The sequence below is a fragment of the Luteimonas sp. MC1895 genome, from assembly GCF_016457215.1.
Lineage (GTDB): Bacteria > Pseudomonadota > Gammaproteobacteria > Xanthomonadales > Xanthomonadaceae > Luteimonas.
In genome coordinates this window covers 1,246,962-1,271,698 of the sequence record NZ_JAEMDY010000001.1, presented here as the reverse complement: position 1 = coordinate 1,271,698, position 24,737 = coordinate 1,246,962, and the positions used below count along the sequence as shown (strand labels likewise).

23 protein-coding genes, 2 tRNA genes and 1 pseudogene are annotated in these 24,737 nt (G+C 70.5%); 11 read left to right on the top strand and 15 right to left on the bottom strand.

Features of this window, described 5'->3' with window-relative positions; genetic code table 11:
- Positions 1-42: 42 nt before the first annotated feature.
- Both JG616_RS05675 and JG616_RS05670 read right to left on the bottom strand, forming a co-directional pair.
- Positions 43-1,080, bottom strand: coding sequence for a ribonuclease H-like domain-containing protein (locus tag JG616_RS05675; protein ID WP_199391914.1), 1,038 nt, complete (start codon positions 1,078-1,080; stop codon positions 43-45).
- Positions 1,077-3,572: a DEAD/DEAH box helicase gene (locus JG616_RS05670; protein ID WP_199391913.1), complete on the bottom strand. Its 2,496-nt coding sequence runs from the start codon at positions 3,570-3,572 to the stop codon at positions 1,077-1,079. The genes JG616_RS05675 and JG616_RS05670 overlap by 4 nt, the downstream gene beginning before the upstream one ends.
- 192 nt (positions 3,573-3,764) lie before the next feature.
- Here JG616_RS05670 and JG616_RS05665 point away from each other — a divergent pair, with 192 nt between their 5' ends.
- Both JG616_RS05665 and dbpA read left to right on the top strand, forming a co-directional pair.
- Positions 3,765-4,034, top strand: a complete 270-nt coding sequence (locus tag JG616_RS05665) for a hypothetical protein (RefSeq protein WP_199360663.1) — start codon at positions 3,765-3,767, stop codon at positions 4,032-4,034.
- Between the two features lie 81 nt (positions 4,035-4,115).
- Positions 4,116-5,495: an ATP-dependent RNA helicase DbpA gene (dbpA, locus tag JG616_RS05660; RefSeq protein WP_199360908.1), complete on the top strand. Its 1,380-nt coding sequence runs from the start codon at positions 4,116-4,118 to the stop codon at positions 5,493-5,495.
- Here the strand turns inward: dbpA and JG616_RS05655 are convergent.
- The 5 genes from JG616_RS05655 to JG616_RS13735 all read right to left on the bottom strand — a co-directional run bounded on the left by JG616_RS05655 (position 5,492) and on the right by JG616_RS13735 (position 9,193).
- A complete protein-coding gene (locus tag JG616_RS05655) occupies positions 5,492-6,460 on the bottom strand; it encodes a hypothetical protein (protein WP_199391912.1) in 969 nt (322 codons plus the stop codon). The two genes, dbpA and JG616_RS05655, sit on opposite strands and share 4 nt — an antisense overlap.
- On the bottom strand, positions 6,457-7,974 hold the full coding sequence (locus tag JG616_RS05650; protein WP_199391911.1) for an amino acid permease: 1,518 nt from the start codon (positions 7,972-7,974) through the stop codon (positions 6,457-6,459). The genes JG616_RS05655 and JG616_RS05650 overlap by 4 nt, the downstream gene beginning before the upstream one ends.
- Positions 7,975-8,094: 120 nt before the next feature.
- Complete coding sequence (locus JG616_RS13625) at positions 8,095-8,319, bottom strand: helix-turn-helix transcriptional regulator (RefSeq protein ID WP_234446581.1); 225 nt, start codon at positions 8,317-8,319, stop codon at positions 8,095-8,097.
- A 5-nt stretch (positions 8,320-8,324) separates the two neighbouring features.
- Positions 8,325-8,954, bottom strand: a complete 630-nt coding sequence (locus JG616_RS13620; protein WP_234446580.1) for a hypothetical protein — start codon at positions 8,952-8,954, stop codon at positions 8,325-8,327.
- Positions 8,955-9,058: 104 nt separating this feature from the next.
- Positions 9,059-9,193 (bottom strand): hypothetical protein, encoded by a 135-nt coding sequence (locus tag JG616_RS13735; protein WP_255527406.1) that lies wholly within the window; start codon positions 9,191-9,193, stop codon positions 9,059-9,061.
- 331 nt (positions 9,194-9,524) lie between these two features.
- Here JG616_RS13735 and JG616_RS05640 point away from each other — a divergent pair, with 331 nt between their 5' ends.
- Positions 9,525-10,034, top strand: coding sequence for a DnrO protein (locus JG616_RS05640; RefSeq protein ID WP_199360656.1), 510 nt, complete (start codon positions 9,525-9,527; stop codon positions 10,032-10,034).
- Positions 10,035-10,092: 58 nt separating this feature from the next.
- On the opposite strand, the gene JG616_RS05635 is transcribed toward JG616_RS05640, so the two are convergent.
- The 4 genes from JG616_RS05635 to JG616_RS05620 form a co-directional block, all read right to left on the bottom strand.
- Positions 10,093-10,335, bottom strand: a complete 243-nt coding sequence (locus tag JG616_RS05635) for a hypothetical protein (protein ID WP_199360654.1) — start codon at positions 10,333-10,335, stop codon at positions 10,093-10,095.
- 94 nt (positions 10,336-10,429) lie between these two features.
- Positions 10,430-12,094 (bottom strand): urocanate hydratase, encoded by a 1,665-nt coding sequence (hutU, locus tag JG616_RS05630; RefSeq protein WP_199360652.1) that lies wholly within the window; start codon positions 12,092-12,094, stop codon positions 10,430-10,432.
- A 150-nt stretch (positions 12,095-12,244) separates the two neighbouring features.
- Entirely contained in the window at positions 12,245-12,556 is a 312-nt protein-coding gene (locus JG616_RS05625) for a hypothetical protein (protein WP_199360650.1), read from the bottom strand.
- 95 nt (positions 12,557-12,651) lie between these two features.
- Complete coding sequence (locus JG616_RS05620) at positions 12,652-14,340, bottom strand: type IV secretory system conjugative DNA transfer family protein (protein WP_199391910.1); 1,689 nt, start codon at positions 14,338-14,340, stop codon at positions 12,652-12,654.
- An 84-nt stretch (positions 14,341-14,424) separates the two neighbouring features.
- On the opposite strand from JG616_RS05620, the gene JG616_RS05615 reads away from it, so the two are divergent.
- Entirely contained in the window at positions 14,425-14,946 is a 522-nt protein-coding gene (locus JG616_RS05615) for a hypothetical protein (RefSeq protein WP_199391909.1), read from the top strand.
- 42 nt (positions 14,947-14,988) lie between these two features.
- Here JG616_RS05615 and JG616_RS05610 read toward each other — a convergent pair whose 3' ends face one another.
- Positions 14,989-15,846, bottom strand: coding sequence for a PA4780 family RIO1-like protein kinase (locus JG616_RS05610; RefSeq protein ID WP_199391908.1), 858 nt, complete (start codon positions 15,844-15,846; stop codon positions 14,989-14,991).
- Between the two features lie 91 nt (positions 15,847-15,937).
- Positions 15,938-16,111 (bottom strand): DUF1328 family protein, encoded by a 174-nt coding sequence (locus JG616_RS05605; RefSeq protein ID WP_199391907.1) that lies wholly within the window; start codon positions 16,109-16,111, stop codon positions 15,938-15,940.
- 141 nt (positions 16,112-16,252) lie between these two features.
- Between JG616_RS05605 and JG616_RS05600 the strand changes: the two genes are divergently transcribed.
- The 3 genes from JG616_RS05600 to JG616_RS05590 all read left to right on the top strand — a co-directional run bounded on the left by JG616_RS05600 (position 16,253) and on the right by JG616_RS05590 (position 19,532).
- The gene (locus JG616_RS05600; protein WP_234446579.1) at positions 16,253-18,262 is read left to right on the top strand and encodes an alpha/beta fold hydrolase; all 2,010 of its coding nucleotides are present in this window, start codon (positions 16,253-16,255) and stop codon (positions 18,260-18,262) included.
- Positions 18,259-18,903: a DNA-3-methyladenine glycosylase gene (locus JG616_RS05595; protein WP_199360638.1), complete on the top strand. Its 645-nt coding sequence runs from the start codon at positions 18,259-18,261 to the stop codon at positions 18,901-18,903. The genes JG616_RS05600 and JG616_RS05595 overlap by 4 nt, the downstream gene beginning before the upstream one ends.
- A 164-nt stretch (positions 18,904-19,067) precedes the next feature.
- A complete protein-coding gene (locus JG616_RS05590; protein ID WP_199360636.1) occupies positions 19,068-19,532 on the top strand; it encodes a hypothetical protein in 465 nt (154 codons plus the stop codon).
- Positions 19,533-19,627: 95 nt separating this feature from the next.
- Here the strand turns inward: JG616_RS05590 and JG616_RS05585 are convergent.
- Both JG616_RS05585 and uvrB read right to left on the bottom strand, forming a co-directional pair.
- Positions 19,628-19,702, bottom strand: a tRNA-Val gene (locus JG616_RS05585).
- Between the two features lie 44 nt (positions 19,703-19,746).
- On the bottom strand, positions 19,747-21,783 hold the full coding sequence (uvrB, locus tag JG616_RS05580; RefSeq protein WP_199360634.1) for an excinuclease ABC subunit UvrB: 2,037 nt from the start codon (positions 21,781-21,783) through the stop codon (positions 19,747-19,749).
- 174 nt (positions 21,784-21,957) lie between these two features.
- Here uvrB and JG616_RS05575 point away from each other — a divergent pair, with 174 nt between their 5' ends.
- The 4 genes and pseudogenes from JG616_RS05575 (at position 21,958) to JG616_RS05560 (ending at position 24,669) form a co-directional block, all read left to right on the top strand.
- Positions 21,958-22,497 (top strand): GspH/FimT family pseudopilin, encoded by a 540-nt coding sequence (locus JG616_RS05575; protein WP_199360903.1) that lies wholly within the window; start codon positions 21,958-21,960, stop codon positions 22,495-22,497.
- 59 nt (positions 22,498-22,556) lie between these two features.
- A tRNA-Asn gene (locus JG616_RS05570) sits at positions 22,557-22,633 on the top strand.
- A gap of 161 nt (positions 22,634-22,794) precedes the next feature.
- Positions 22,795-24,144 (top strand): annotated as a pseudogene (locus JG616_RS05565) (trehalose-6-phosphate synthase); the annotation flags it as partial.
- 105 nt (positions 24,145-24,249) lie between these two features.
- Entirely contained in the window at positions 24,250-24,669 is a 420-nt protein-coding gene (locus JG616_RS05560) for a hypothetical protein (RefSeq protein WP_199391904.1), read from the top strand.
- Positions 24,670-24,737 lie beyond the last annotated feature (68 nt).

Genomic DNA, 24,737 nt, shown 5'->3' with positions numbered 1-24,737 from the left:
CGCCGGGGTGAGCCGCACATTGTAGCGCGACTTTCGCGTCCGTCAACACCCTGTGGGTGGAAACTTCCGCCTCCCCCGCCGCCGCGCCGTGTTGGCCGTGTCCGCCGGGGAGCCGCACATATTAGCGTCGGATCCGCGTACGTCAACACCTTCCGTTGACGCGATTTCTGATCGATGGCTTCCGTACAGCTGGAGGCCTTCAACCGCCTTGTCCTGTAGGGCTTCGAGCAGGCCGCACAGGCTGCGCAGGTCCTGCGCGTTGTGCAGCCCGACGCGGCGCAGCTTCGATGCGCTGCCGCCACGCAGATAGGCCAGCCAGGCCCCTGGTGCCTCCGCCCCCGGCAGGTCGTCCTCGCGCAGCACGCCGAGCAATTCACGCTCGGCGGTAGCGAGGCGGCAGTTGGGCCACACGCTGCGGTAGCGGCGGCGCATCGGGTGCAGCAGATCCACGTGGCGCAGCGCCGGGAGCGGATCGGCCATGCGCGCGAGCCGGTAACGCGTCGACAGCAGCGGACGGTCGTAGCTCTTGCCGTTGTAGCTGAGCAGGACCGTGTCCGGCTGAAGCCAGCCGGCGAAGGCGTCCAGCATGGCTTCCTCGGCGGCGAGCCGGGTGATGCACAGCTGGCGGATCCGTAGCCCGCCGCCGCGCCAGTCGGCGGCGCCGATCATGAACGCGCGCGTGCCGGTGCCGCCGGCAAGGCCGGTCGTCTCGGTGTCGAATGCCAGGACATGCTCGCGCGCCACCTGCGCCTGGCCGATGCCGTCCAGGGGCAGCGTGTCGCCCGCGGCGGCCCAGGGCACCCATTGCTCGTGATAGCGCAGGCCGTGCGCGATCTCGTCGCCCGGCAGCGCACGATCGATGCTGCGCGGCGCGGCCGGAATGGACGGCGCGCGGATCTTCAGCAGCGTGCGCAGCTGCGCGATGGTCGCCTCCCGCGACATCCCCGCGGGCACAGCGGGTCCAACCGCCCGCGGACCCACGACGGCCCTCGGCGCCTCCACGCGCGGCTGCGCCGCTGCTTCGCCCACCGCACCGGCCTGCCGTCGCAGCCCCGCCAGCTTGCTGGCCAGCGCAGTCATGCCGCGTCCAGCAGGTCGAGCACCCGCAGGGCCAGCGCGCGTGGCGTGGCCGACGCGCGTTCATCCGCCTCGAGGATCGGCCCCACGCAGGCCGGGCAGCCACCGCGGCAGTCGCAGCCCGCCACCACCGCCCGCGCGCTCGCGACCAGTTCCGCGCGCCGCTCGTACAGCGGCGACGACAGGCCCACGCCGCCCGGGTAGTTGTCATAGAGGTAGAGCGTGGGCGTGAAGCGTCCGGGGCCCGCCAGCAGCATCGCGTTCGCGTCCCCGGGCACCGGCGTTCCGCCCTCCCCTGCATGGGCATCGTCGTGGGCGAAGGCCGCTTCGCCAGGGCCGCGGAGCTGGCCGCGACCGCGCGCGTCACGGCCCGCGAACCAGGCGCCGTCGCCGCTGCCGACCGCCTTCAGCAGGTCGCGCGACTCGGCCATCACCGCCACCTGCGCCACCAGGTGCAGCGCATGCGCCGCGCCCAGGAAGCCGTCCAGCGCCTCGTGTCGCCGTTCGAACGCGTCCTCGAGCACGCACTGCGGCAGCTGCCACCACACCGCGCTGGTATGCATCTCCTGGTCGGGCAGGGTCACCGGGCCGTAGCCGATGTTCTCGTGCGTGTGGAAACGGATCTTCTTGTAGCCGGAGACACGCCGCACCACGTGCACTTCGCCCATGTGCGCCTCCCCCTGCCCCGCCGGCGCCTGCTCGGCGTCGTCGAGCACCTTGAGCTTCGTGTAGTCGATGGCGTCGGTGTAGTAGTCGACCCGGGTGCGGCGCACATAGGCCTTGCGGCCTTCCCAGTCGAGACGCTCGACCTGGAACGGCTCGGACTGGACCATGTGGATCGCGCCTTCGTACAGCGTGAGCGCGGCGGCCGAATAGTCGACCTCGGCGATGATCTGCTGGCGACCGTCGGTGCGGTCGACGACCACGAAATTTCCGTCGGCCACCGAGCGCAGGTTCACCGCCTGCGCGGGGTAGCTGTCGGCGATCCATTCCCAGCGCTCGCCTTCGTGGTGCAGCACGCCGCTTTCGGCCAGCACCTCCAGCCACGGACCGGGTTCGACCGGGCCGAAGCCGTCGCCATCGCGGAACGGCAGTTCGAACGCCGCGCAGCGGATGTGGTCGAGGAGGATCAGCGGCTGGTCGGGCTCGATGCGCGCGTGCTCCGGGCTGGCCGCGGCAAAGAACTCCGGATGCCGCACGACGTACTGGTCCAGCGCCTCGGAACTCGCCACCAGCACGCCCAGCGAGGGCTGCTGCCGCCGTCCGGCGCGGCCGAAGCGCTGCCAGGTGGCGGAGATGCTGCCCGGATAACCGTTGAGCACCACCACGTCGAGGCTGCCGATGTCGACGCCCAGCTCCAGCGCTGAAGTGCTGACGATGCCGTCGATGCGTCCGGCGCGCATGTCCTGCTCCACCGCGCGGCGCTCGGTGGGCAGGTAGCCGCCCCGATAGGCGCGGATGCGGCGCGGCTTGCGCGGGTCGTGGTCGAAGACCTCCTTCAGGTACTTCGTCAGCACTTCCACCATTGAACGCGACTGGCAGAACACCAGCGTCTTCAGCCCGGCGCGGATCGCCAGCCGGGCGATGCGGTTGGACTGCGAGCGGGCCGATGCGCGGATGCCCAGGTCGGGGTTCACCACCGGCGGGTTCCACAGCAGCACGTGGCGGTCGCCGCGCGGCGCGCCGCTGTGGTCGATCACGTCGACCTCGCCTTGCGCGGCCTCGATCAGGGCGCGCCCGTGTTCGCCGGCGTTGCCGATGGTCGCCGAGCACAGGATGAAGGTCGGCGACGCGCCATAGAACGCGCATACCCGCTTCAGGCGGCGGATGACGTTGGCGACGTGGCTGCCGAACACCCCGCGGTAGGTGTGCACCTCGTCGATCACCACGTAGCGCAGGTTCTCGAAGAACTGCGCCCACTTGGTGTGGTGGGGCAGGATCCCCTGGTGGAGCATGTCCGGGTTGCTGACCACGATGTCCGCGCTGACCCGGATCGCGCGCCGCGCATCGCCGGGGGTGTCGCCGTCGAAGGTCGCCGCGCGCAGGCCGAGCCCGCCGGCGGCGTTGAGCTCGAGCAGCTCGCTCACCTGGTCCTGGGCCAGGGCCTTGGTCGGGAACAGGTACAGGGCCTTGCCGCGTTCGCGCAGCGCGCTGCCGACCACCGGCAGCGTGTAGCACAGCGACTTGCCCGATGCGGTCGGCGTGGCGACGACCAGGTGGCGCCCGGCCTGCGTGGCCTCCCAGGCCCGGGCCTGGTGGCTGTACACGCGGTCGATCCCGCGCGCGCGCAGGGCCGCCGCGAGCGCTTCGGGCAGGTCGTCCGGAAACGGGGCGTACTCGCCGCCCTGCCCGGGCACCACGAGGCTGCCGGTCACGCGTCCGGGATACTTGGCCTCCAGCTTCGCGGCCAGCGTGCTGCCGCCCTGCGGATCATTGGCGGCGGCGGTGCGCCCGGGAAGGACGAGGGCGCTGGCGGGACTGGGACTGGCGTTCAAGGCGGGCTCCGGCTGGGCGGAGGGCGATGCTCGGCCAGCGGCGTCTCACTGCGTGCGACCCGGGCCGCATCCGGCGCCGATACGCTTGCGGACCCCGTCGCCTTCTCGACGGCGCAGCGGCCCGCCATCTCCCTTGCCGTCCTGTTGACGCCCGCGGGCACAGAGTGGGCACCCCCGTGACGGAGCATCCCGATGGCCAAGTCCAATTCCACCCGACCTGCCGCACCCAGCGACGAGTCCAGCCTGGATGACGGCACCGACCTGCCGGAGACCCGCGGCCCCGCGCTCAAGGACCCCCGCGCCACGTCGGCGATGGACAACATCGGCGTGGACAACGGCGCCGACCTGTTGGACATCGCGCTCGACGACCAGCCCGGCGACGTCGACCAGGACGGCCGCTCCTTCGCCGACGACGTGCGCAGCGACACGATCAGCGACGACGAGGCGCGCGAGCGCCGCTGACCGCGGTCGCTTTCCGCCGGCGATCAAGGACGATCCATACGCCGCCGGCGCGTAGCTGCGATCATGTGCGGCATGGATCCCATGACGCCGCCCGCCTTCACCACCCTCCCGCTCACCGACGCCCTGCTCAAGGGCGTCGACGCGCTCGGTTATACCGCGATGACGCCGGTGCAGGCCCAGGCCCTGCCGCCGATCCTCGAGGGCCGCGACCTGATCGCCCAGGCGCCCACCGGCAGTGGGAAGACCGCCGCCTTCGGCCTCGGCCTGCTGCACCGGCTGGATGCGTCAGCCGTGCAGACCCAGGCCCTGGTGCTGTGTCCCACGCGCGAACTCGCCGACCAGGTCGGCGGACAACTGCGCAGGCTGGCGACGGGCGTGCCCAACGTGAAGCTGAGCGTGCTCTGCGGCGGCATCCCGCTGGCCCCGCAGCTGGCATCGCTGGCCCACGCGCCGCACATGGTCGTGGGCACGCCCGGGCGCATCCTCGAACTGCTCGCGCAGGGCGCGCTCGACCTGCGGGGCGTACGCGGCTTCGTGCTCGACGAGGCCGACCGCATGCTCGACATGGGCTTCGAGGACCAGATCCGCGACATCGCGCGCCATGTGCCGCGCGACTGCCAGCGCCTGCTGTTCTCGGCGACCTTCCCCGACGCGATCCGCGCCCTCGGCAAGGCGATGCTGCGCGATCCGGCCGAAGTGAGCGTCCAGGGTGCCGTCCACGCGCCCGCGATCGAGCAGCGCATCATCGACGCCGATCCCGCGCGCAAGGCACCGCTCCTGGCGGCGCTGCTGCTCGAGCACCGCCCGGAATCCTGCGTGGTGTTCTGCAACATGCGCCGGGACGTCGACGAGGTGGCCGGCTCGCTGGCGCACTACGGGTTCGACGCGCTGGCGCTGCATGGCGACATGGAGCAACGCGACCGGGCCGAGACCCTGCTGCGCTTCGCCAACCGCAGCTGCAACGTGCTGGTCGCCAGCGACGTCGCGGCGCGCGGCCTGGACATCGACGACCTGGCCGCGGTGGTGAACTACGACGTGCCCTCGGATCCCGACACCTACATGCACCGCATCGGCCGCACCGGGCGCGCCGGCAAGAGCGGCCTCGCGCTGACCCTGTGCACGCCGGACGAACTGCGCCGCATGGAAGCGATCGAGGACCACCAGTTCCGCACCCTGCCGCGGGAACGCGGGCAGCCGGTGGACGGACGGCCCAAGGGCGTGCCGAAGGCGGCGATGGCGACGCTGCGCATCGACGCCGGCAAGGGCGACAAGCTGCGGCCCGGCGACATCCTCGGCGCGCTGACCGGCGATGCAGGCCTGTCGGCCAAGGCCATCGGCAAGATCGACGTGCAGGCCACGCGGTCCTACGTCGCCATCGCCCGCGCCCAGGCGCCGCAGGCGCTCACCCGCCTGCGCGAGGGCAGGATCAAGGGCCGCCGCTTCCGCGTGGCTGCGCTCTAGGGCGCGGAGGCCGCTCCCACGGCTCCCGTTGCGGCGCGCGGCGCCGGCAAGGCCTCCAGCCTGTCGCGCAGCGCCTGCGCGAACAGCGCGCCACGCCCCGGATCGACGCCGAGATAGAAATCAGGCTCGATCAGCTCCGCCTCCATCAGCAGCCAGCGCCCGTCCGCATCCGGAACCATGTCGATGCGCGCGTACAGCAGCGGCTCGTCGATCGCGGCCAGGACCTGCTCCGCCAGCGCGAGCGCGCCGGCTGGCGGCTGCGCGAGTGCGGTGTAGTGGCCACCGAAGGTCTCCTGCACGCGGAAATCGCCGGGCGTCGGGCGCTTGTTCACCGCGTGGGACAGCCGGCCACCGAAATACAGCAGCGAGGTCTCGCCATGCTGCAGGATCGTCGGCAGGAACGGCTGCACCAGGATTTCCGCAACCCCGGCACGACCGGCATCGTCATCCGCGTCGCTTCCGGCCTGTGCCAGCAGCGCGTCGATGCCGTCGCGACCGAAGCGCCAGGTCTTCCAGGCACCTCCTGAAACAGCGGGCTTGGCGATGAGTTCGTCCGCGCCGGTCGCATCGAACACCTGTTCCAGCAAGGTCCGTGTCAAGCGGCGGGTCCACGCCGTGTGCGGGATCGCGACACCGGCCGCGGCCAGCCGGTCCAGATAGCGCTTGTCCGAGTTCCAGGCCAGCACCGACGGCGGGTTCGCCATCGGCAGGCCCGCCTGCGCCCAGGTGCGGCAGGCGCGCAGCCAGCGTGCGTGGTCGACGTGGTAGTTCCAGACCAGGAGTGGCAGCACCTGCGCGTAGCCGTCCAGTGCCGAGGCATCCTCCACGTGCGCGCTCCATGGCGCCGGGACGGCGCGGATGCCCTGCGCCGCCAGCGCCGACTGCAGGCGCGCGAGCACCGGCGGCCAGACCTCGGCGTGATCGCCCGTGGCCGGGTCCGGCGTGAGGATCGCGACCGCGCTCATGCCCGTTCGCCCGTGGCCAGCCCGACGCGCGCGTGACGCCGGCCGTAGGCGAAATAGATCGCCGCGCCGATGGCCAGCCAGACCGCGAAACGCACCCAGGTGAGCGTGGTCAGGTTGAGCATCAGGTAGAAGCACAGCACCGCCGAGACGATCGGCAGCAGCGGCGACCACGGCACCCGGAACGCCCGCGGCAGGTCCGGCCGCGTGCGCCGCAGCACCACCACCGCGAGGCTCACCAGCACGAAGGCCGACAGCGTGCCGATGTTGATCATCTCCTCCAGGATTTCGACCTGGGTGAAGCCGGCCAGGAGCGCCACCGCGGCGCCGCTGACCAGCTGCAGGCGCACGGGGGTCTTGCGGGTCTCCGACGTGACGCTGAGCCAGCGCGGCAGCAGCCCATCGCGGCTGATCGCCAGCAGTACCCGCGACAGGCCCATCAGCAGCACCATGATCACCGTGGTCAGACCGGCGAGGATCCCCACCGAGATCACCTGGGCGGCCCAGTCCGCGCCAACCGCGACGAAGGCCGTGGCCAGCGACGGGTTGTCCGCCGCCGCCAGCACCGTGTACGGCACCATGCCGGTCAGTGCCACCGCCACGCCGAGATACAGCAGGGTCACCAGCGCCAGGCCGCCGAAGATGCCCAGCGGCAGCGTGCGCTGGGGATCCTTGACCTCTTCGGCCGAGGTCGCGACCACGTCGAAGCCGATGAAGGCGAAGAAGACCAGCGCCGCGCCCGACAGCACCCCGGCCACGCCGTAGCGCGCCGGCTCGGCGCCTGTCATCCAGGACAGCAGCGACTGCGACCAGGCCTCGGCGTCGCCGCCGACGGCGGGCTCCGGCGGTGGTACGAACGGCGTGAGGTTGGCGGCATCGAAATAGGTCAGCCCGACCACGATCACGAACACCACGATGCCCACCTTGATCAGGGTGAACACGTTGTTGACCCGCGCCGACATTTTGGTGCCCAGGATCAGCAGGCAGGTGAACACGCCGACGATCAGGATCGGCCCCCAGTCGACGCTGATGCCGAGCACCGCGATCGTCGTCGGGATGTGCACGTCGAACAGCTCGAACACCATCGCGAGGTAGATGCCCCAGTACTTCGCGATCACCGCACCCGCGGTGAGCAGCTCGAGGATCAGGTCCCAGCCGATGATCCAGGCGATGAACTCGCCCAGCGTGGCGTAGGTATAGGTATAGGCGCTGCCGGCGACCGGGATGCTGGAGGCGAACTCGGCGTAGCACATGATCGCGAGCGCGCAGGCCAGCGCGGCGAGCAGGAAGGACATGGTGACGGCAGGACCGGCGAAGCTGCCCGCCGCACGCGCGCCCACCGAGAAGATGCCGGCCCCGACCGCCACCGCCACGCCGAGGATCATCAGGTCCCAGGCGCTGAGCGTGCGCTTGAGCTGGCGCCCCGGTTCGGCGGCGTCGGCGATGGTCTGCTCGATGGACTTGGTGCGGAACAGGCTGCGCGACGGGCGGCTTGATGCGGTGTGCGACGGGTTCATCGGTGGCGTGGCTCGCGGTGCGGGGGGATCCCGCGCGCGGGCGGGCCGATCGCGGAACGATCAGGCCAGACTACGCCGGCCTCCGGAGCCGCGACAATGCCGAAAGGTCCTGGCCCCGGCTCATCCCGGTGGCGTGGCGTCCCACTCGAATACCTCGTCCAGCGGCGTGCCCAGCGCATGCGCGATGCGGAAGGCCAGTTCCAGCGAGGGGGCATAGCGGCCGGCCTCGAGCGCGATGATGGTCTGCCGGGTGACCCTGCAGGCCTGCGCGAGTGCCTCCTGGGTCATGCCGGTGCGCTCCTGGCGCAGGCGGCGGATGTGGTTGGTGACCGCGGTGCGCGCCACGCGGCTCAGCGCCGGTCCAGCCAGTGGCGCACCGCGCTGGCGCCGTTGTCGACGAGGCAGCCGAGCATGAGCACCAGCACCAGCAGGTTGGCGATCATCGGGAGGGTGGCCCACTGCAGGCGGTCCGCCGGCGACAGGCCCAGCAGGATTGCGAGGAACACGATCATCGCGCTGACCGCGCTGCGCGCCCAGCCCGCGGCTTCGCGTTCGATCTCGCGGTCGCGCTCGTCCTCCTGCACGCGGTCCTTCCAGCGCCTGCCGATGGTGGACGACAGCACCGTCCATGCCACGAGCAGCAGCACGAGGTTGCGGCCCACCTGCCGGGCTTCCGGGCTGTCGGCGAGGCTCGGGGTCTGGAACACGTGCATGCGGGCGACGAAGTACAGCACCGCCACCGCCATGAACGCCGTTCCGATCCAGGCCTTCCATTCGGCGGGTGACACCTGCAGCTCGCTTTCGGTGAGTGACAGCTGCCAGACACCGTAGAGCGCGCTCCACGCCGCCAGCACCAGCACGGCGAAGCCGACGGCGCCGGTATCGAGTCCGAACAGCGATTCCACGCCTGCGAGCAGCAGCCAGAGACCCAGGCCCGCCGCGGCGAGCAGCATCGGCAATGCGAAACGACGGGCGATCATCGGGGGGGCTCCAGGCAGTGGATGTAAAACGAAACGTACATCCGGCCCGGACGCGATGTCAAAGGGTTTTTACATCGCGCCGCGCAGGCCATGCGCCACGGCCGCTAGCCGATGCGGAAGATTGGCTGGCGCCGGCGCACGTCGTGGCGCGTATGGGAGAGGTAGCTGCCGCGCGTGTAGGTCGGGAACTGGCGGACGCTGCGGCGCTGGCCGCCGGCATGGGCAGCGTTGGCGACCACCAGGGCGGCATGCGGAAAGCCGGCCTGGATGCGGGTGATGCTCGTGGCCGGAGCGGTCCGGCGGCGCGGCGCGGTGACGCGCGAGGTCTGGGCGGGGAACAGCGACAGGATGGTGTTTTTCAGGTGACTGGTAATTTTGATCCTCCATAAATCTAATGATTACAGCAACTTACGGAGCAATTATAGCACGCCTGGACATTTATGAATAGGCCGCGTCGTCGGCCTCCCAAGCGGCCAGGACACGCGTGCCCCCCTGCTTGACCCTTGTCATGGCCCGCCCCGAGGCGATGGCCGAGGATGGAGCGACACGCAAAGCAACCAGGAGTCCTCCATGCAGCCCCTTCCCATCCTGCTGGCCCTGTCACTGGCGATCGTCCCGGGCCTGGCCCACGCCCAGCACGACCATGGCGCGCACGCCGCGCATGCCCGACAGGCCGGGACGACTCCCGCGGCGCATGCACACCATGCCGCGGACACGCCGGCCGCGGCCATTCCGGCCGGTCACGTGCGATGGACGCCGGACGCCCCTCTGGTCGAAGGCATGGGCCAGGTCCGCAAGGCGGTGGCGACACTCGCCCACCTCGAGATGGGCCACCTCGGCGAAGGCAACGTGCTGACAGTGGCGGGCGATGTCGATGCCGCGATCGAGTACATGTTCGGCAACTGCGAGCTCGACCCGGAACCCGACGTCGCGCTGCACGGGATCCTCGCGCGGCTGATGGCGGGCTCGCAGGCGCTTCGGGCTGCGCCGGCGGATCCGGCGCCGGTCGCCGGCATGCGCGGTGCGCTGGCGGACTACGGTCGGCTGTTCGACGACCCGGCGGCCGCGGCGGTGCGCTGAATCCGGGCGTGAGCGGTCTTCCGCCGGGCACGCGACCGGCGGCCGGCGCTCATCGCGGTCAGCGCGTCACCGGTGCGCGGTACATGGCCGCGCTGATGCAGGAGAACAGGCTCACCACGAACCAGCCGAACGGCAGCAGGGTCAGGGTCAGCAGCCAGGTCACCGCGCCGGCGATGCAGCCCGCCGTGAACCAGAGGATCGCCGAGACCACCCGCCCCTGCACCAGCTGGCCGAGGCCGGGAATGAAGAGACTGCAGATCGCGGCAATCACGTTGCCGGTGGTGCCCTGTCCGTTGCCCATCGAAGATTCCTGCATGGAAGTGTCTGCCGCCGATTATGGCGGCCGGGTGCGCGCCGCGCGGTGAATCCGCCGGCCGCATGGTTGCACGCGCGGCTCAGGCCATCGGCAGCTTGAGACCCTGCTCCCGCGCGCACTGCCTGGCGATGTCGTAGCCGGCGTCCGCATGGCGCATGACACCGGTGCCGGGATCGTTCCAGAGCACGCGCGCGAGGCGCCGGTCCGCATCCTCGCTGCCGTCGCAGACGATCACCACGCCGCTGTGCTGGCTGTAGCCCATCCCCACGCCGCCCCCGTGATGCAGGCTGACCCAGGTCGCGCCGCTGGCGACGTTGAGCATGGCATTGAGCAGCGGCCAGTCGCTCACTGCATCGCTGCCGTCGGCCATCGCTTCGGTCTCGCGATTGGGCGAGGCCACCGAGCCGCTGTCGAGATGGTCGCGGCCGATCACCACCGGCGCCTTCAGCTCCCCGTTGCGGACCATCTCGTTGAACGCCAGCCCGAGGCGATGGCGCTGGCCCAGGCCGACCCAGCAGATCCGCGCCGGCAGGCCCTGGAAGCTGATGCGCTCGCGCGCCATGTCCAGCCACCGGTGCAGGTGCGGGTCGTCGGGAATCAGCTCCTTGACCTTGGCATCGGTGCGATGGATGTCCTCGGGATCGCCGGACAGCGCCACCCAGCGGAACGGCCCGATGCCGCGGCAGAACAGCGGCCGCACGTACGCGGGCACGAACCCCGGGAAATCGAAGGCGTTGCTGCAGCCGGCGTCCTTTGCCATCTGCCGGATGTTGTTGCCGTAGTCGACGGTGGGGATGCCGCGGGCGTGGAAGGCCAGCATGGCCTCGACGTGCACGCGCATCGACTGCTTGGCTGCGTCGCGGACCCTGGCGGGCTCCGAGGCCTGCGCGTCCAGCCACTGCTCGACCGTCCAGCCGATCGGCAGGTAGCCGTGCACCGGGTCGTGCGCGCTGGTCTGGTCGGTGACGCAGTCCGGGCGCACGCCGCGCTTGACCAGCTCGGGCAGGATTTCCGCGGCGTTGCCCAGCAGCGCGATCGACTTCGCCTCGCCCGCGGCGACGTATTTCGCGATCCGCGCCAGGGCGTCGTCGAGGTCGGTTGCCTGCTCGTCGACGTAGCGCGTGCGCAGGCGGAAGTCGATGCTCGCCTGGCGGCATTCGATGGTCAGCGAGGACGCGCCGGCCAGCGATGCCGCCAGTGGCTGCGCACCGCCCATGCCACCCAAACCGGCGGTCAGGATCCAGCGGCCCTGGAGGCTGCCGCCGTAGTGCTGGCGCCCCATCTCGACGAAGGTCTCGTAGGTGCCCTGGACGATGCCCTGGCTGCCGATGTAGATCCACGAGCCCGCGGTCATCTGCCCGTACATCATCAGGCCCTTGCGGTCGAGTTCGTCGAAGTGCTCCCAGTTGGCCCAGGCCGGCACCAGGTTGGAGTTCGCGATCAGCACGCGCGGCGCGTCGGCATGCGTCGGGAAGATGCCGACCGGCTTGCCCGACTGCACCAGCAGGGTCTCGTCGTCGCCCAGCGTGCGCAGTGATTCGAGGATCGCGTCATAGCTCGCCCAGTCGCGCGCCGCGCGGCCGATGCCACCGTAGACCACGAGGTCCTCGGGCCGCTCGGCGACCTCGGGGTCGAGGTTGTTCTGCAGCATCCGGTACGGCGCCTCGGTCAGCCAGGAGCGGCAGCTCAGGGTGCTGCCGCGGGGCGCGCGGACGCTGCGGGACGGGTCGTGGCGGTTGGACATGGGCGACGGTTCAGCGGCGGAGTGGACGCCGGATTATCGCATCGCCGAAAAGAAGACACCCGGCACATGGCCGGGCGTCGTGGGGCCAACGCTGGGCCACCGAAGCGTGGACGCCCCGCGTGACCGGGTGCCCGTGGGTTGTCGCGGGACTCAGCGGATCGAGGGATCGAGCTTGCGCAAGGCGTCGTGCAGGTCGGTCGAGCCGCTGCGCTCGATGTCCTCGCGCGTGTACACACGCCCGCCCGCCGCCACGCAGTCCTTCTGGTCGCCGCGCGAACGGGCGTTGCGCGCCGCGGTGATGCGCGAACCGGTCTGCTCGATGCAGAAGCGGTCGTCGGCCTTGCGCGCGTCCTTGGCGCGGCTGCGCGCGGCTTCCTCGGGCTCGTCCTGCGCGTGTGCGGCGACGGGCGCCGCGGCGAACGCCAGCGCGGCCAGGGCCGCAGCGATGAAGACAGGCTTCATGGGGGGTCACCTCGTGATACGTGCGGAGCAGTCTCGCACGATACGCCGCGTGGTCCCGGCGCGCAGCGCGGGACGCGCCTGCGTTCACCGCGTCCTCAGGTTGTCGGCAGCGGCGGGATCGCGACCGGCGGCAGCAGGCGGGAGCGATAGCGGCGGTCGGCGTAGTAGCGGATCTTGGCGCAGCGCACCGGGTGCGCCAGCCCCTCGCAGAACACGATCTCGCGCTTCGGATCCATCGACTTGAGCTCCTGCGGCAGCATCAGCGCGCGCCGCTCTTCGCTCTCGCTGCGGCTGACCTCGCGCCGGCTGCGGCCGCGCGTCAGGTTGCGACGGCGCAGCGAGGTGTAGCCCAGCATCTCGGAATAGTCGTTGGCGTCCTGCTGCTCCCGGGGCGCGAATACCACCTGCATGGCGTGGTTGGTGGCGATGGCGCGCGCGACGTCCTTGCCATAGACGGCGTCGAGCTGGGCCATGCTCTGGATCACCGGCAGCAGGCGCAGGTTGTAGCCAGCTATGTAGGCCATGGCGGTGGCGATGATGTCGATCCGCCCCAGCGCCGTGAACTCGTCCATCAGCAGCAGGCACGGGTGGCGCAGCGCCGGATCATCCTGCGGCAGGACCCGCGTGTTCAGGTTGATCAGCTGGCTGAAGAACAGGTTGAGCAGGGGCCGCGCCTCGGCCAGGCGGTGCGGCGGTACGCCCACGTAGACCGTCATCGATCGCCGCCGCAGGTCGTCGAGCAGGAAGTCGTTGCCGCTGGTGGCCGCGTCCAGCAGCGGGTCGATCCACGGGTTCAGCGGCTCGCGGAAGCTGCCGAGGATGGACGCGAAGGTCTCCTCGGCCTGTGACAGCAGGTTGCCGAAGGCACGGCGCGCGTGCTCGCCAAGGAATGGCCGCGACGCCAGGTCCTGCAGGTGCTGGCGCGCCGTGGCGCCCTCGGCCGACGAGAGCCGGAAGACGCGACCCAGGGTCGGGAACAGGTGGAATTCCACGGGCATGCCGTCGCGGCACTGGGCCTCGTAGTGGTCGTACAGGTACAGCGCGAAGGCCAGGAAGGCGTTGCGCGCCTGGCTGGTCCAGAACTTCTGCTCCGGTCCTGCATCCGGATACAGCAGGTTGGCGATGCCCTGCAGGTCGGAGACGCGCTGCAGCGGCTCGGTCGAGACATAGGACAGCGGATTCCAGCGCTGCGTGCGCCGGTCTTCCGCAAAGGGATTGAACAGATGCACCGCCTGGCCCTGCGCGCGGCGCCAGCCGCTGGTCAGGGCGAAGTTCTCCTGCTTGATGTCGAGCACCACCACCGAGCCGAGGTAGTCGAGCAGGTTGGGCACGACCACGCCCACCCCCTTGCCCGATCGCGTGGGCGCGGCGAGCAGCACCGACTGCTGGCCGTCGAAGCGCAGCAGGCGCCCGAACCAGCGCCCGACCACGATGGCCTGGCCGGAACGGGTGAACAGCCCGCGGCGCGCGAGTTCGACGGCATTGGCGAAGCGGGCACGGCCGTGCAGCGAGCGCCGGCGCGGCCGCAGCAGGAGGAATGCCGGAACGCCCGCTGCCAGCAGCGGAAGTCCGAGGCCGATCCCGCCGGCCAGGCGGATGCGGCCGGCATATGGCGCCACGTCAGGATGTCCGAGCGCGCGCAGGTAGTCGAGCCAGGTGGTCCAGCCGGCTTCCGCCCCGGCGATCCCGAGCAGGCGCAGCGTGAGCGCGCCCGAGAGCCACAGTCCCGCCACGCACGCCGCGCACAGGCACGCGAGTGCCAGCGTCATCCTGATCCTGTCCATGTCACCTTCCCTGGTGTGCCGGTGCCCGGCCTGGCGGAGCTTAGCGTAAGCTCGGGCGCGAGTCCCCGGGGAGGAGGCATGCCGATGCGCTGGCCTGGTTTCCGCGACGACAGCGCGCTGATCCTGCCGCTCGATCCCGCGATGCTGCTGCCTCCGGGCGCGCCGATGCGGCTGCGGCTGGACGGCCATGTCCTCGAGCGCAAGCACGAACTGCACATGACCCTGCTCGGCCGCGAAGCCGGACGGGCGCTGCGCGACGGGATCGGCGATGCGCGCATCCGCGCCCTGTTCGACGCCTTCGACTGGCAGCCCCGCGGGACCGCGCGCTACGCGCTGATGCACAAGGCCAAGCCGCAGTGGGACGGCCCGCTGATGGCCTGGTCACTGATCGAGCACCTGCAGGCACCGGCCTTCGCGGGCTTCCGCCACGCGCTGGCCCAGGCCAGCGAACTGCCGCTCGACTGCGGCGTGCCGCACGCCACGCTCTATGTCGCCGGAGACCCCTACGGCATCGGCCTGGGCGATATCGAAACCTACCGCCGCTGCTTCGTCCGCGAGGTGGCTGCGTCCGAGCTCGCGCCGGATGCGCGCATGGCGGCCCGCTGAAAACCACCGCACCGCGCAGCGCCTGCCACGCCCCGGCGCCGCTCAGTCCTGCTCTTCGGCCGCCTCGCGCCCCTGCTGGCGGATCAGGGCCTCTTCGCGCGCGTCATTGATCGCGGCGCGCACGCCGTCGATGTCGGGCATCGACTCATCATGCACGAAATGCCCGCTCAGCTCGCTGTCCGGGCGCAGCTCGCCCGCCTCGAACAGCGCCCACATCTCCTCGCCGTACCAGGTCTCGAGCAGGTCGGGCGCCCAGAAGCCCAGGCTGGCGGTGAGGTTGTTGACGTCGCGCAGCAGCATGGCGCGCGCGGCGTTGTTGCCCGATGCGCTGACCACCTGCGGGAAGTCGATCACCACCGGGCCGTCCGGCGCCACCAGCACGTTGTACTCCGACAGGTCGCCGTGGATCAGGCCGGCGCAGAGCATCCGCACCACCTGCCGCACCAGCACGCGGTGGAAGCCGCGTGCCTGTTCCGGCGACAGCTCCACCTCGGCCAGGCGCGGCGCCGAGTGGCCATCGGCATCGACCACCAGCTCCATCACTAGCACGCCGTGGAAGTAGCCATGGGGCTCGGGCACGCGCACGCCCGCGTCGCGCAGCTGGTACAGCGCCTCGACCTCGGTGTTCTTCCACTCGGCTTCCTGCTGCTTCCGGCCGTACTTCGTGGCCTTGCCGATTGCGCGCGCCTCGCGGCTGCCACGCACCTTTCGGCCTTCCTGGTACTGCACGCGCTGCTGGAAGCTGCGCTGCGCCATGTCCTTGTAGACCTTGGCACAGCGGATTGCGTCGCCGGCGCGGACCACGTAGACCGCGGCCTCCTTGCCGCTCTTGAGCGGGCGCATGACTTCGTCGATCACGCCGTCGTCGATCAGCGGCTGGAGGCCGCTCGGGGTCTTCATGGAATGGGGCGCCTGGCCTGCGACAAGGGCCGGCAGTCAAGCACGCGGCCCGCCGCGGCGCCAGTCCTGCCTGCTGCCGATCCGGCTGCGCTCAGGTCACCTTCTTGTAGATCGTCACGCCAAGCACGAACAGCACCACCGCGATGATGATCGCGGCGAAGAACAGGAACTTCGCGATGCCCATCGCCGCACCCGCGGCGCCGGTGAAGCCCAGGGCCCCGGCGATGAGGCCGATGACGGCGAGGATGATGGCCCACTTGATCATTGCCTGACTCCTTGCCACGGATGCGATGCAGCCGACGGTATGCTGCCGGCGGTGGGGTCTTCGTGAATGCGGCAGCCCATGGGCTCGCGCGTCGCACGACGTCCACCTGTTTCCCCGCCCCCTGCGAACGGAACCCGCGCCTTGAACCGACGCCCATCGCCGCTGCGCCTGCTGCTCCTCGGCCTTGGGCTGCTGGTGCTCAACGGATGCGCGATCCTCCGTGAATTCGGCCCGCAGGTGGAGGCCGAGCCGATGGGTCCCGGCGAGTACATCGCCATGAAGCGCGGCGACATCCTCACGACAGATCGGCTGGGCACGGCCACGCAGGAAACCCTGCGCGTGGTCGGGCTCGACGAGAACGCCTGCGCCACGCTGCCGGCACCGGGATGCATGCAGGCGCTGGCGGCGGTCGCGGGCATCGCCGAGGAGCGCCGCCTGGCGGCACTGGCCGAACTCTGGATCCAGCAGGCGATCGCCCTGACACCGGCCGACTCCCCGCCGGCAGAAGATGTCCAGATCGACGCCTGGCTGGAAGCGGCGCGCCACGCCTACGCCTATCTGTTCTTCAGCGAACGCGCGCCCGGCGAACGGGCATTCGAGGATCGCCAGACCCAGGTCCGCGATTACTACAACTACGCCGTGCAGCGGGCCGCCAGCGGCATGTTCGAACGCTGGCAGCGCGCGCAGCGAATGACCGGAGGCGCGTCGGCCAGGGTCACCGGCGGGGACGACGCCAGCCTGCAGATCGCCGGCTGGACCGTCCACAGCGACCTGTCCGGGATCCGCATGCCCGAGGGCGTCGACCTGCCGCAGGAGCTGGTGCCCGCGTCGGCGCTGAACTTCGCCGGCCTGCGCAGCATCTACCGGCGCGACGGCTTCGGCGCCGAAGTGGTGGCGGTGATGGGAGACGACCCGGTGACCGGCGTCCCCGCCGGTACGGCACGGCAGGCCGACGGCGACCCCGACGTTGCGTCGCAGCCGCGACCGCCACGTCCGCGCGCCTACAGCGAGATGCCCTCGCCGGCGCTCACCCTGCTGATCCGCTTTCCGGGCGACGATCTCGCCACCATCCTGGCCACGCGGGAGCTGACCATCAGCGCGCACGATCCCTATCGCGAAGACGCGATCGGGCTGCACGGCCTGCGCGTGCCCCTGGCGGCGAACTACACCGCCGGCTACGGCCTGTGGCTGGCGCGCTCGGGCTTCGCGCGGCAGTCCCTGCAGACGCTGCTGGGGCGGGAGAACGGCATCACCCGGCCGCACCTGTACATGATGCAGCCCTACGACCCGGATCGCCGGATCCTGCTGATGATCCATGGACTGGCGAGCAGCCCGGAAGCCTGGGTGAACGTCGCCAACGAGGTTATGGGTGACGAGACCCTGCGCCGGGAGTTCCAGATCTGGCAGGTCTATTACCCGACCAACATGCCGCTGGTGCTGAACCAGGCCGCGATCCGGCGCATCGTCACCGAGACCCTGCACCGCTTCGATCCGCAGGGAACGGCTCAGGCCTCCCGCAACGCGGTGCTGATCGGGCACAGCATGGGGGGCGTGCTGTCGCGGCTGCTGGTGTCATCGGCGGACGACCAGCTCTGGAACTGGATGCAGGCGAACTACGGACTCGATGACGGTCGCCTGGAGCGCGCCGGCCCGCGGCTGGAACGCATGCTGCGCTTCGAGCCGCTGCCCGGCGTCGACCGGGTGGTCTTCATCGCCGCCCCGCACCGCGGCACGGCGGCGGCCGGCTCGCGCCTGGGGCGGCTCATCGGCAAGGTGGTGCGGCTGCCGCTGACCGTGCTGGAGGAGGTCGCCGAGCTCGTCACCGGCGGGGACGAACCGGTGCCCGGCGACTTCGCGATCCCCAACAGCATCGCCAACCTGAGCCAGGACGATCCCTTCGTGCGCGCCGCGGCCGACCTTCCGATGTCGCCGCGCGTGCGCTACCACAGCATCATCGCGCGCGCCGATCCCGACCTGCCGCTGGAGCAGTCCGACGACGGCCTGGTGCCGTATCGCAGCGCCCACCTGCCAGGTGCGCTCTCGGAGAAGGTGATCACGTCCGGCCACAGCGTGCAGGAGACCGCCGCCGCGATCCTCGAGATCCGGCGGATCCTGCACCGCGACATCGGCGAGCGCGGTGGCAGGCCATGAGCGCATCCGCCACCGGGGCGTGGCCGCCGCTGCCACGCGCGTTCTACCTGCGCCACCCGGTGGACGTGGCGCCGGACCTGCTCAACAAGCTGCTGGTGCGCGCCGACGGGCGGGTCGGGCGCATCGTCGAGGTCGAGGCCTACGCCGGCAGGGACGATCCCGCGGCCCACTCCTATCGCGGACGCACCGCGCGCAACGCGACCATGTTTGGCCCCGGCGGGCACCTATATGTCTACTTCACCTATGGCATGCACTGGTGCGGCAACGCCGTGTGCGGCTCGCCCGGGGAAGGCTGGGGCGTGCTGCTGCGGGCGATGGAGCCGGTACATGGGCTGGACGCCATGCGCGAGGCACGAGGAATGCCGCCGAAGAAAGACCGCGACCTCGCCTCCGGGCCGGGCCGCCTCGGACAGGCGATGGGACTGGACCGCGACCTTGACGGCGCGGATCTCGTGCTGCCCGATCGCGGGATCTGGATCGGGTCCGACGGCACCCCGCCTCCGGAGGAACCCGCCGTCGGGCCCCGCGTGGGGATCCGCCATGCCATCGAACTGCCTTGGCGCTGGCATGTCCCGGGGCACGGACACGTGTCGCGGACCCGCGCCGGCGTGCCGCCTCCACGCAAGTCGGGGAGAGCATGACGTGCCTGGGACCCTTGAATCGAATCTGCGCTGGCGGACATCAGGGCACGGCGCTCGCCTACGACGCCACGCCGGCCAGCGTTGCCCTTCCCCGGTCAGCCGATATCCTGCCCCCCAGGGTGCAGGCCAGCCATTGCCGGTGCCACCCACGGAAGGAGTCATGAATGCATCTTGGTGACCCCACCGCTCCGATCCCCGAATCGGCGATGAGGATCCTCCGGCCCATCGGCCTGGCGATCGCCGCGCTTTTCATTGGCGTCAATGCCGCGTGGCTCCTGCTGATCCCGGTGGAAATGTTGGGTGGGCCGCCCGCCCGCGCGTGGGCGCAACCCGCGATGTACGGCCTGAGTGCCATCACCTTCGTGCTGCTGCTCCGCCGCAGCCGGCGCAAGCGCATGCAGGTGGCGCAACGGGTGGCCGAGGGCGTCGCGCCGCCGTCGCGAACCGGAAGCATCATGGTGGCAGGCGTGCTGGCCCTGATCTTCGGTGGTGCCGCGCTATGGATCGCGCTCGCCTCCGATGCAAAGGACCCGCGCGACGTCGAGGTGGGTCTTTTCATGCTCCTGGCGGGCGTCACCACGATCGCCGCCGTCGTGCGGCGCAGGCGCCAGCGCCGGGGTGCAGGCTGAGGTCGGTCCGGAAAACGAAAACCCCTGACAGGGCCAGGGGTTCCACGGTCACCTTCGGTGCGCCAGTGCTGGCGCAGGGTCCACGCCAATTGGCGTGGTGGGCGGTACAGGGTTCGAACCTGTGACCCCTACCATGTCAAGGTAGTGCTCTACCGCTGAGCTAACCGCCCCGAAGGGACGCGAATTCTAGCCGGTGGTTCGCCGGGCGGCAAGCCTAGCGGACCGCCAGCATCGCCTCCTTCAGCGTCTGGATGCGGTCGCGCACCGCCGCGGCCTCCTCGAACTCGAGATCCCGGGCGTGCTGGTACATCTGCTGCTCCAGCTCGCGGAGCGTGGCCGCGGCCCGGGCGGGGTCCATGCGCGCGTAGTCCTCGCCGCGCTCGGCCACCTTCCGCGCGCCCTTCCCGCGGCCGGCCTTGGCTTCCGCGGCGTCGCTGCGGGCGCCCTCCATGATGTCCATGATCGGCCGCGCCACCGAGCGCGGGGTGATGCCGTGCTCGAGGTTGTACTCGACCTGCTTGGCGCGGCGCCGGTCGGTCTCCTCGATGGCGCGCTTCATCGAATCGGTCATGCGGTCGGCGTAGAGGATCGCCTTGCCACGCAGGTTGCGCGCGGCGCGGCCGATGGTCTGGATCAGCGAGCCGCTCGAGCGCAGGAAGCCCTCCTTGTCGGCGTCGAGGATCGCGACCAGCGAGACCTCGGGCATGTCCAGGCCCTCGCGCAGCAGGTTGATGCCCACCAGCACGTCGAACTTGCCCAGGCGCAGGTCGCGGATGATCTCCACCCGCTCCACGGTGTCGATGTCGGAGTGCAGGTAGCGCACGCGCACGTCGTGCTCGCCGAGGTATTCGGTGAGGTTCTCGGCCATGCGCTTGGTGAGGGTGGTGATCAGCACACGGTCGCCCATGGCGACGCGCAGGTTGATCTCGCCCAGCACGTCGTCGACCTGGGTCGCCACCGGACGGATCTCCACCTCCGGATCGATCAGGCCGGTCGGTCGCACCACCAGTTCGACCACCTCGTCGCCGGAATGCTCCAGCTCGTACTTGCTGGGCGTGGCCGAGACGAAGATCTTGCGCGGCGCGCGCTCCTCCCATTCCTCGAAGCGCAGCGGCCGGTTGTCGAGCGCCGAGGGCAGGCGGAAGCCGAACTCGACCAGCGTCTCCTTGCGCGCGCGGTCGCCGCGGTACATGCCGCCGATCTGCGGCACGGTCACGTGCGATTCGTCCACCACCAGCAGCGCATCGGGTGGCAGGTAGTCGAACAGCGTCGGCGGCGGCGCATCGGGGGGGCGGCGCGTCATGTGCCGGGAATAGTTCTCGATGCCGTTGCAGAAGCCGACCTCGGCCATCATCTCGATGTCGAACTGGGTGCGCTGCTGCAGCCGCTGCGCCTCCACCAGCTTGTTGTTGGCGTAGAGGAACTCGAGCCGGTCCTTCAGCTCGACCTTGATGGTCTCGATGGCGTTGAGCACGCTTTCCCGCGTGCTGGCGTAGTGCGTCTTGGGATAGACGGTGAAACGCGGGACCTTGCGCTGCACCTCGCCGGTCAGCGGGTCGAACAGCGCCAAATTCTCGACCTCGCCGTCGAACAGCTCGATGCGCAGCGCCTCGGCCTCCGACTCCGCCGGGTGCACGTCGATGACCTCGCCGCGCACGCGGTAGGTGCCGCGGCGCAGCTCGGTGTCGTTGCGCGTGTACTGCAGCTCGGTGAGGTGGCGGATCAGCTGCCGCTGCTCGATCGGCTCGCCACGGGCGAGGATCAGGCGCAGCTTGAGGTAGTCCTCGGGATCGCCCAGGCCGTAGATCGCCGACACCGTCGCCACGATCAGCGCATCGGGCCGCGACAGCAGCGCCTTGGTCGCCGACAGCCGCATCTGCTCGATGTGCTCGTTCATCGAACTGTCCTTCTCGATGAAGGTGTCCGACGAGGGCACGTAGGCCTCGGGCTGGTAGTAGTCGTAGTAGCTGACGAAGTACTCGACCGCGTTGTGCGGGAAGAAGGACTTGAACTCGCCGTACAGCTGCGCCGCGAGGGTCTTGTTCGGCGCCATGACAATGGTCGGCTTCTGCACCGCCTGCACCACGTTGGCGATGGTGTAGGTCTTGCCCGAACCGGTGACGCCGAGCAGGGTCTGGTGCGCCAGCCCGGCCTCGAAGCCATCGACCAGGCGCGCGATGGCCTGCGGCTGGTCGCCGGCGGGCTGGTAGGGGGAGACGAGCTGGAAGCGCGAGTGGCCCGGAGTGTTCATCGGGGCATTGTAGGCAGGCCGATGACAACGTCCGGCGAATGCGGACCGGCCCGCGCGGACATCCCGGTGGCGCGCCGGGGTCGAAATCCCACCGCCGCATGCCGACTGTGCCGATGGCGTGGCCTGCAGCGCCTGCGCACCATCGACTCCCCGCAACCCGCGAAAGAGGCTGGCATGGAAGCCGCCGTTACCCGCGCGCCGCACCGCGGCTTCACACTGATCGAGGCCATGGTCGTCGTGGCGGTCATGGCCATCGGACTGGGGCTCGGGGTCCCCGCCCTGGCGGCGGTGGTCGAACACCAGCGCCTGGCCACCAGCCTGCACCTGGTCTCGGCGGACATGGCGATGGCCCGGAGCAGCGCGATCATGCGCCGCGAAGCCGTCGTGGTCTGCCCGGGGCGGCCGGACACCGGCTGCAGCGGCGACCGCGACTGGAGCCGCGGCTGGCTGGTTTTCAGCGACGCCGACGGCAACCGCCAGCCGGACGCCGCCGCCGACCTGCTCCGCGCCAGCGACGCGCCCGCTGCCGGCAGCGGGACGCTCCGTCTCAGCGGGACCCGATCGCTGCTTCGCTACCAGCCGAGCGGATTGGCGGCTCACAGCAACCTGACGGTGAACGCCTGCATCGGCGACCAGCTGCGCGGAAAGGTGGTGGTGAACCGCCTGGGGCGGGTGCGCACCGAACGGCCCGGGCGCGGCACGCCCTGCCCCTGACGCCCGGGACGCACATCCGTCTTGACCCCAGCGGCGCAGGCACTAGAATGTGCGTCCCCGCCCGAATAGCTCAGCCGGTTAGAGCACTTGACTGTTAATCAGGGGGTCGTTGGTTCGAGTCCAACTTCGGGCGCCAAAGAATTCAAGGGCTTGCGGAGCGATCCGCAGGCCCTTTTTCTTGGCCGGATCCGCCCGCGCCCAGCCGCCCGGCGCAGCAGCCAGGCAGCCGGGGCCCATCACGCGGCCTAACCGGCACGGCGCTAGCGTCCATGGTCCCACCGTTCCAGGGACCCACGGATGTCGCGCCTGGTCATCGTTTCCAACCGCGTTGCCATCCCCCAGCAGGCGCGCTCGGGGGGCCTGGTGGTTGCCCTGGACGCGGCGCTGCGGGAGCCCGGCGGCGTCTGGTTCGGATGGAGCGGCAAGGCGACCCGCGACGGCACGCGCGAACTGCATCGCACCCAGGCCGGGAACGTCGAATACGTCACGACCGACCTCACCGAGGCCGACATCGCCGGGTATTACGACGGCTTCTCCAACCGGACGCTCTGGCCGGCACTGCATTACCGCCTCGACCTGGTCGAATACAGCCGCGAGACGCACGTCGCCTATCGCCAGGTCAACGCGCGCTTCGCCGAGCAACTCGCCACGCTGCTGAAGCCCGGCGACCGTGTCTGGATCCAGGACTACCACCTGCTGCCGTTGGCCAGCGAGCTGCGCGCGCGCGGCGTCGACAATCCGCTGGCGCTGTTCCTGCACGTGCCCTTCCCGCCGCCCGACCTCGCGCGCGCCCTGCCCCACCACGCCAGCGTGTTCGGGGCGATGTCGGCCTACGACCTGGTCGGCTTCCAGACCAACCGCGACCGCGAGAATTTCGACGCCTACCTGCGCGACGCGTCCGAGAAGGGCGAACTGTCGCTGGGCGGCCACCGCCCACCGCCGCTGACCCGGGCCTTCCCAATCAGCATCGACGCCGGCGAGTTCGCCGACGCGGCGCGCAAGGCACGAAACTCGGCCACGGTGCGCGGGCTGCGTGAAAGCCTGGGCCAGGGTGCTTTGGCCATCGGCGTCGACCGGCTCGACTACTCCAAGGGACTGGTGGAAAAGTTCAACGCCTTCGGCGAATTCCTGCGCCGGCACCCGGACAAGGCGCGACAGCTGACCCTGCTGCAGGTGGCGCCGGTCTCCCGTGGCGGCGTGCGCAGCTACCGCGAGCTGCGCCACGAGCTTGAACGCATTTCCGGCCACCTCAATGGCCAGTACTCCGACCCGCAATGGATGCCGATCCGCTATGTGAACCGGAATCTCGGTCGGCAGACCCTCGCCGGCTTCCACGCGGCTGCCCGCATGGCCCTGGTGACCCCGCTGCGCGACGGGATGAACCTGGTGGCGAAGGAATTCGTCGCGGCGCAGGACCCGGATGATCCGGGCGTGCTGCTGCTGTCGCGGTTTGCCGGGGCCGCCGAACAGCTGTCCGGCGCGGTGCTGGTCAACCCCTATGACATCGGCGGCGTGGCCGACTCCATCGGCATGGCCATGCGGATGGAGTCGGGCGAGCGTCGGGAGCGCCACTCACAGTCCCTGCGATCGCTGCAGGAGCAGGATGTGCACTGGTGGACCTCCAGCTTCCTGCAGGCGCTGGATGATCGCGTCGCCGCGCAGGAGGCCGAGGCGATCGCGGACGATGCAACCGATACCCGTGGGCAGGCCTCGGCCTGAGCACGCTTCGACACTTCGAATCAGGAGAACGACATGAACCAGGGCGGCAAGCACAGCGGCGACGACGCCCCTGCAGGCGGCGTGGAGCGCGACAAGGTCGACGGTGCGAAGCGCCTGGAGTCCGATGCAGCTGCCGGCGCAAAGGACGCGGCCGATCGCGCGGGTGGCGTGCGTCGGCAGGACGGTCCGGAGCCCTACGACGATGTCGAGCCTTCGGCCGGCAGACGCGATCCCGTCGACGACACGCCAGGCGTGCCGGGACAAAGCGGTTACGAGGAAAACGGGCCGGGTCGTGGCGATTACCCGGGGCGCGGTCGCGGCGAGAGCACGCAGCCGCGGCGCGTCGAGGACGGGGAGCTGGATGCGCGAAGCCGGTGGCGCGATGCCGACCGCGACGAGCGCAGCGATCGCTGGAAGGACGATCCTGACCAAGGGGGCGACGCTTCGCCTTGAGGGCACACGGCGCTAGCACCGAGCTCATGCTGGCCGCCACCCAAGCCAGGCCGCCGCCGTTGGAGTCG

What these genes read in the sequence shown, in the direction of transcription:
- JG616_RS05560 (WP_199391904.1), top strand. Translation starts at nt 24,250, where the DNA reads ATGAACCAGGGCGGCAAGCACAGCGGCGACGACGCCCCTGCAGGCGGC.
- JG616_RS05665 (WP_199360663.1), top strand. Translation starts at nt 3,765, where the DNA reads ATGGCCAAGTCCAATTCCACCCGACCTGCCGCACCCAGCGACGAGTCC.
- JG616_RS05675 (WP_199391914.1), bottom strand. Translation starts at nt 1,080, where the DNA reads ATGACTGCGCTGGCCAGCAAGCTGGCGGGGCTGCGACGGCAGGCCGGT.
- dbpA (WP_199360908.1), top strand. Translation starts at nt 4,116, where the DNA reads ATGACGCCGCCCGCCTTCACCACCCTCCCGCTCACCGACGCCCTGCTC.
- JG616_RS05605 (WP_199391907.1), bottom strand. Translation starts at nt 16,111, where the DNA reads ATGATCAAGTGGGCCATCATCCTCGCCGTCATCGGCCTCATCGCCGGG.
- JG616_RS05655 (WP_199391912.1), bottom strand. Translation starts at nt 6,460, where the DNA reads ATGAGCGCGGTCGCGATCCTCACGCCGGACCCGGCCACGGGCGATCAC.
- hutU (WP_199360652.1), bottom strand. Translation starts at nt 12,094, where the DNA reads ATGTCCAACCGCCACGACCCGTCCCGCAGCGTCCGCGCGCCCCGCGGC.
- JG616_RS05650 (WP_199391911.1), bottom strand. Translation starts at nt 7,974, where the DNA reads ATGAACCCGTCGCACACCGCATCAAGCCGCCCGTCGCGCAGCCTGTTC.
- JG616_RS05595 (WP_199360638.1), top strand. Translation starts at nt 18,259, where the DNA reads ATGAGCGCATCCGCCACCGGGGCGTGGCCGCCGCTGCCACGCGCGTTC.
- JG616_RS05640 (WP_199360656.1), top strand. Translation starts at nt 9,525, where the DNA reads ATGCAGCCCCTTCCCATCCTGCTGGCCCTGTCACTGGCGATCGTCCCG.
- JG616_RS05635 (WP_199360654.1), bottom strand. Translation starts at nt 10,335, where the DNA reads ATGGGCAACGGACAGGGCACCACCGGCAACGTGATTGCCGCGATCTGC.
- JG616_RS05575 (WP_199360903.1), top strand. Translation starts at nt 21,958, where the DNA reads ATGGAAGCCGCCGTTACCCGCGCGCCGCACCGCGGCTTCACACTGATC.
- uvrB (WP_199360634.1), bottom strand. Translation starts at nt 21,783, where the DNA reads ATGAACACTCCGGGCCACTCGCGCTTCCAGCTCGTCTCCCCCTACCAG.
- JG616_RS13620 (WP_234446580.1), bottom strand. Translation starts at nt 8,954, where the DNA reads ATGATCGCCCGTCGTTTCGCATTGCCGATGCTGCTCGCCGCGGCGGGC.
- JG616_RS05620 (WP_199391910.1), bottom strand. Translation starts at nt 14,340, where the DNA reads ATGGACAGGATCAGGATGACGCTGGCACTCGCGTGCCTGTGCGCGGCG.
- JG616_RS05590 (WP_199360636.1), top strand. Translation starts at nt 19,068, where the DNA reads ATGCATCTTGGTGACCCCACCGCTCCGATCCCCGAATCGGCGATGAGG.
- JG616_RS05610 (WP_199391908.1), bottom strand. Translation starts at nt 15,846, where the DNA reads ATGAAGACCCCGAGCGGCCTCCAGCCGCTGATCGACGACGGCGTGATC.
- JG616_RS05615 (WP_199391909.1), top strand. Translation starts at nt 14,425, where the DNA reads ATGCGCTGGCCTGGTTTCCGCGACGACAGCGCGCTGATCCTGCCGCTC.
- JG616_RS05625 (WP_199360650.1), bottom strand. Translation starts at nt 12,556, where the DNA reads ATGAAGCCTGTCTTCATCGCTGCGGCCCTGGCCGCGCTGGCGTTCGCC.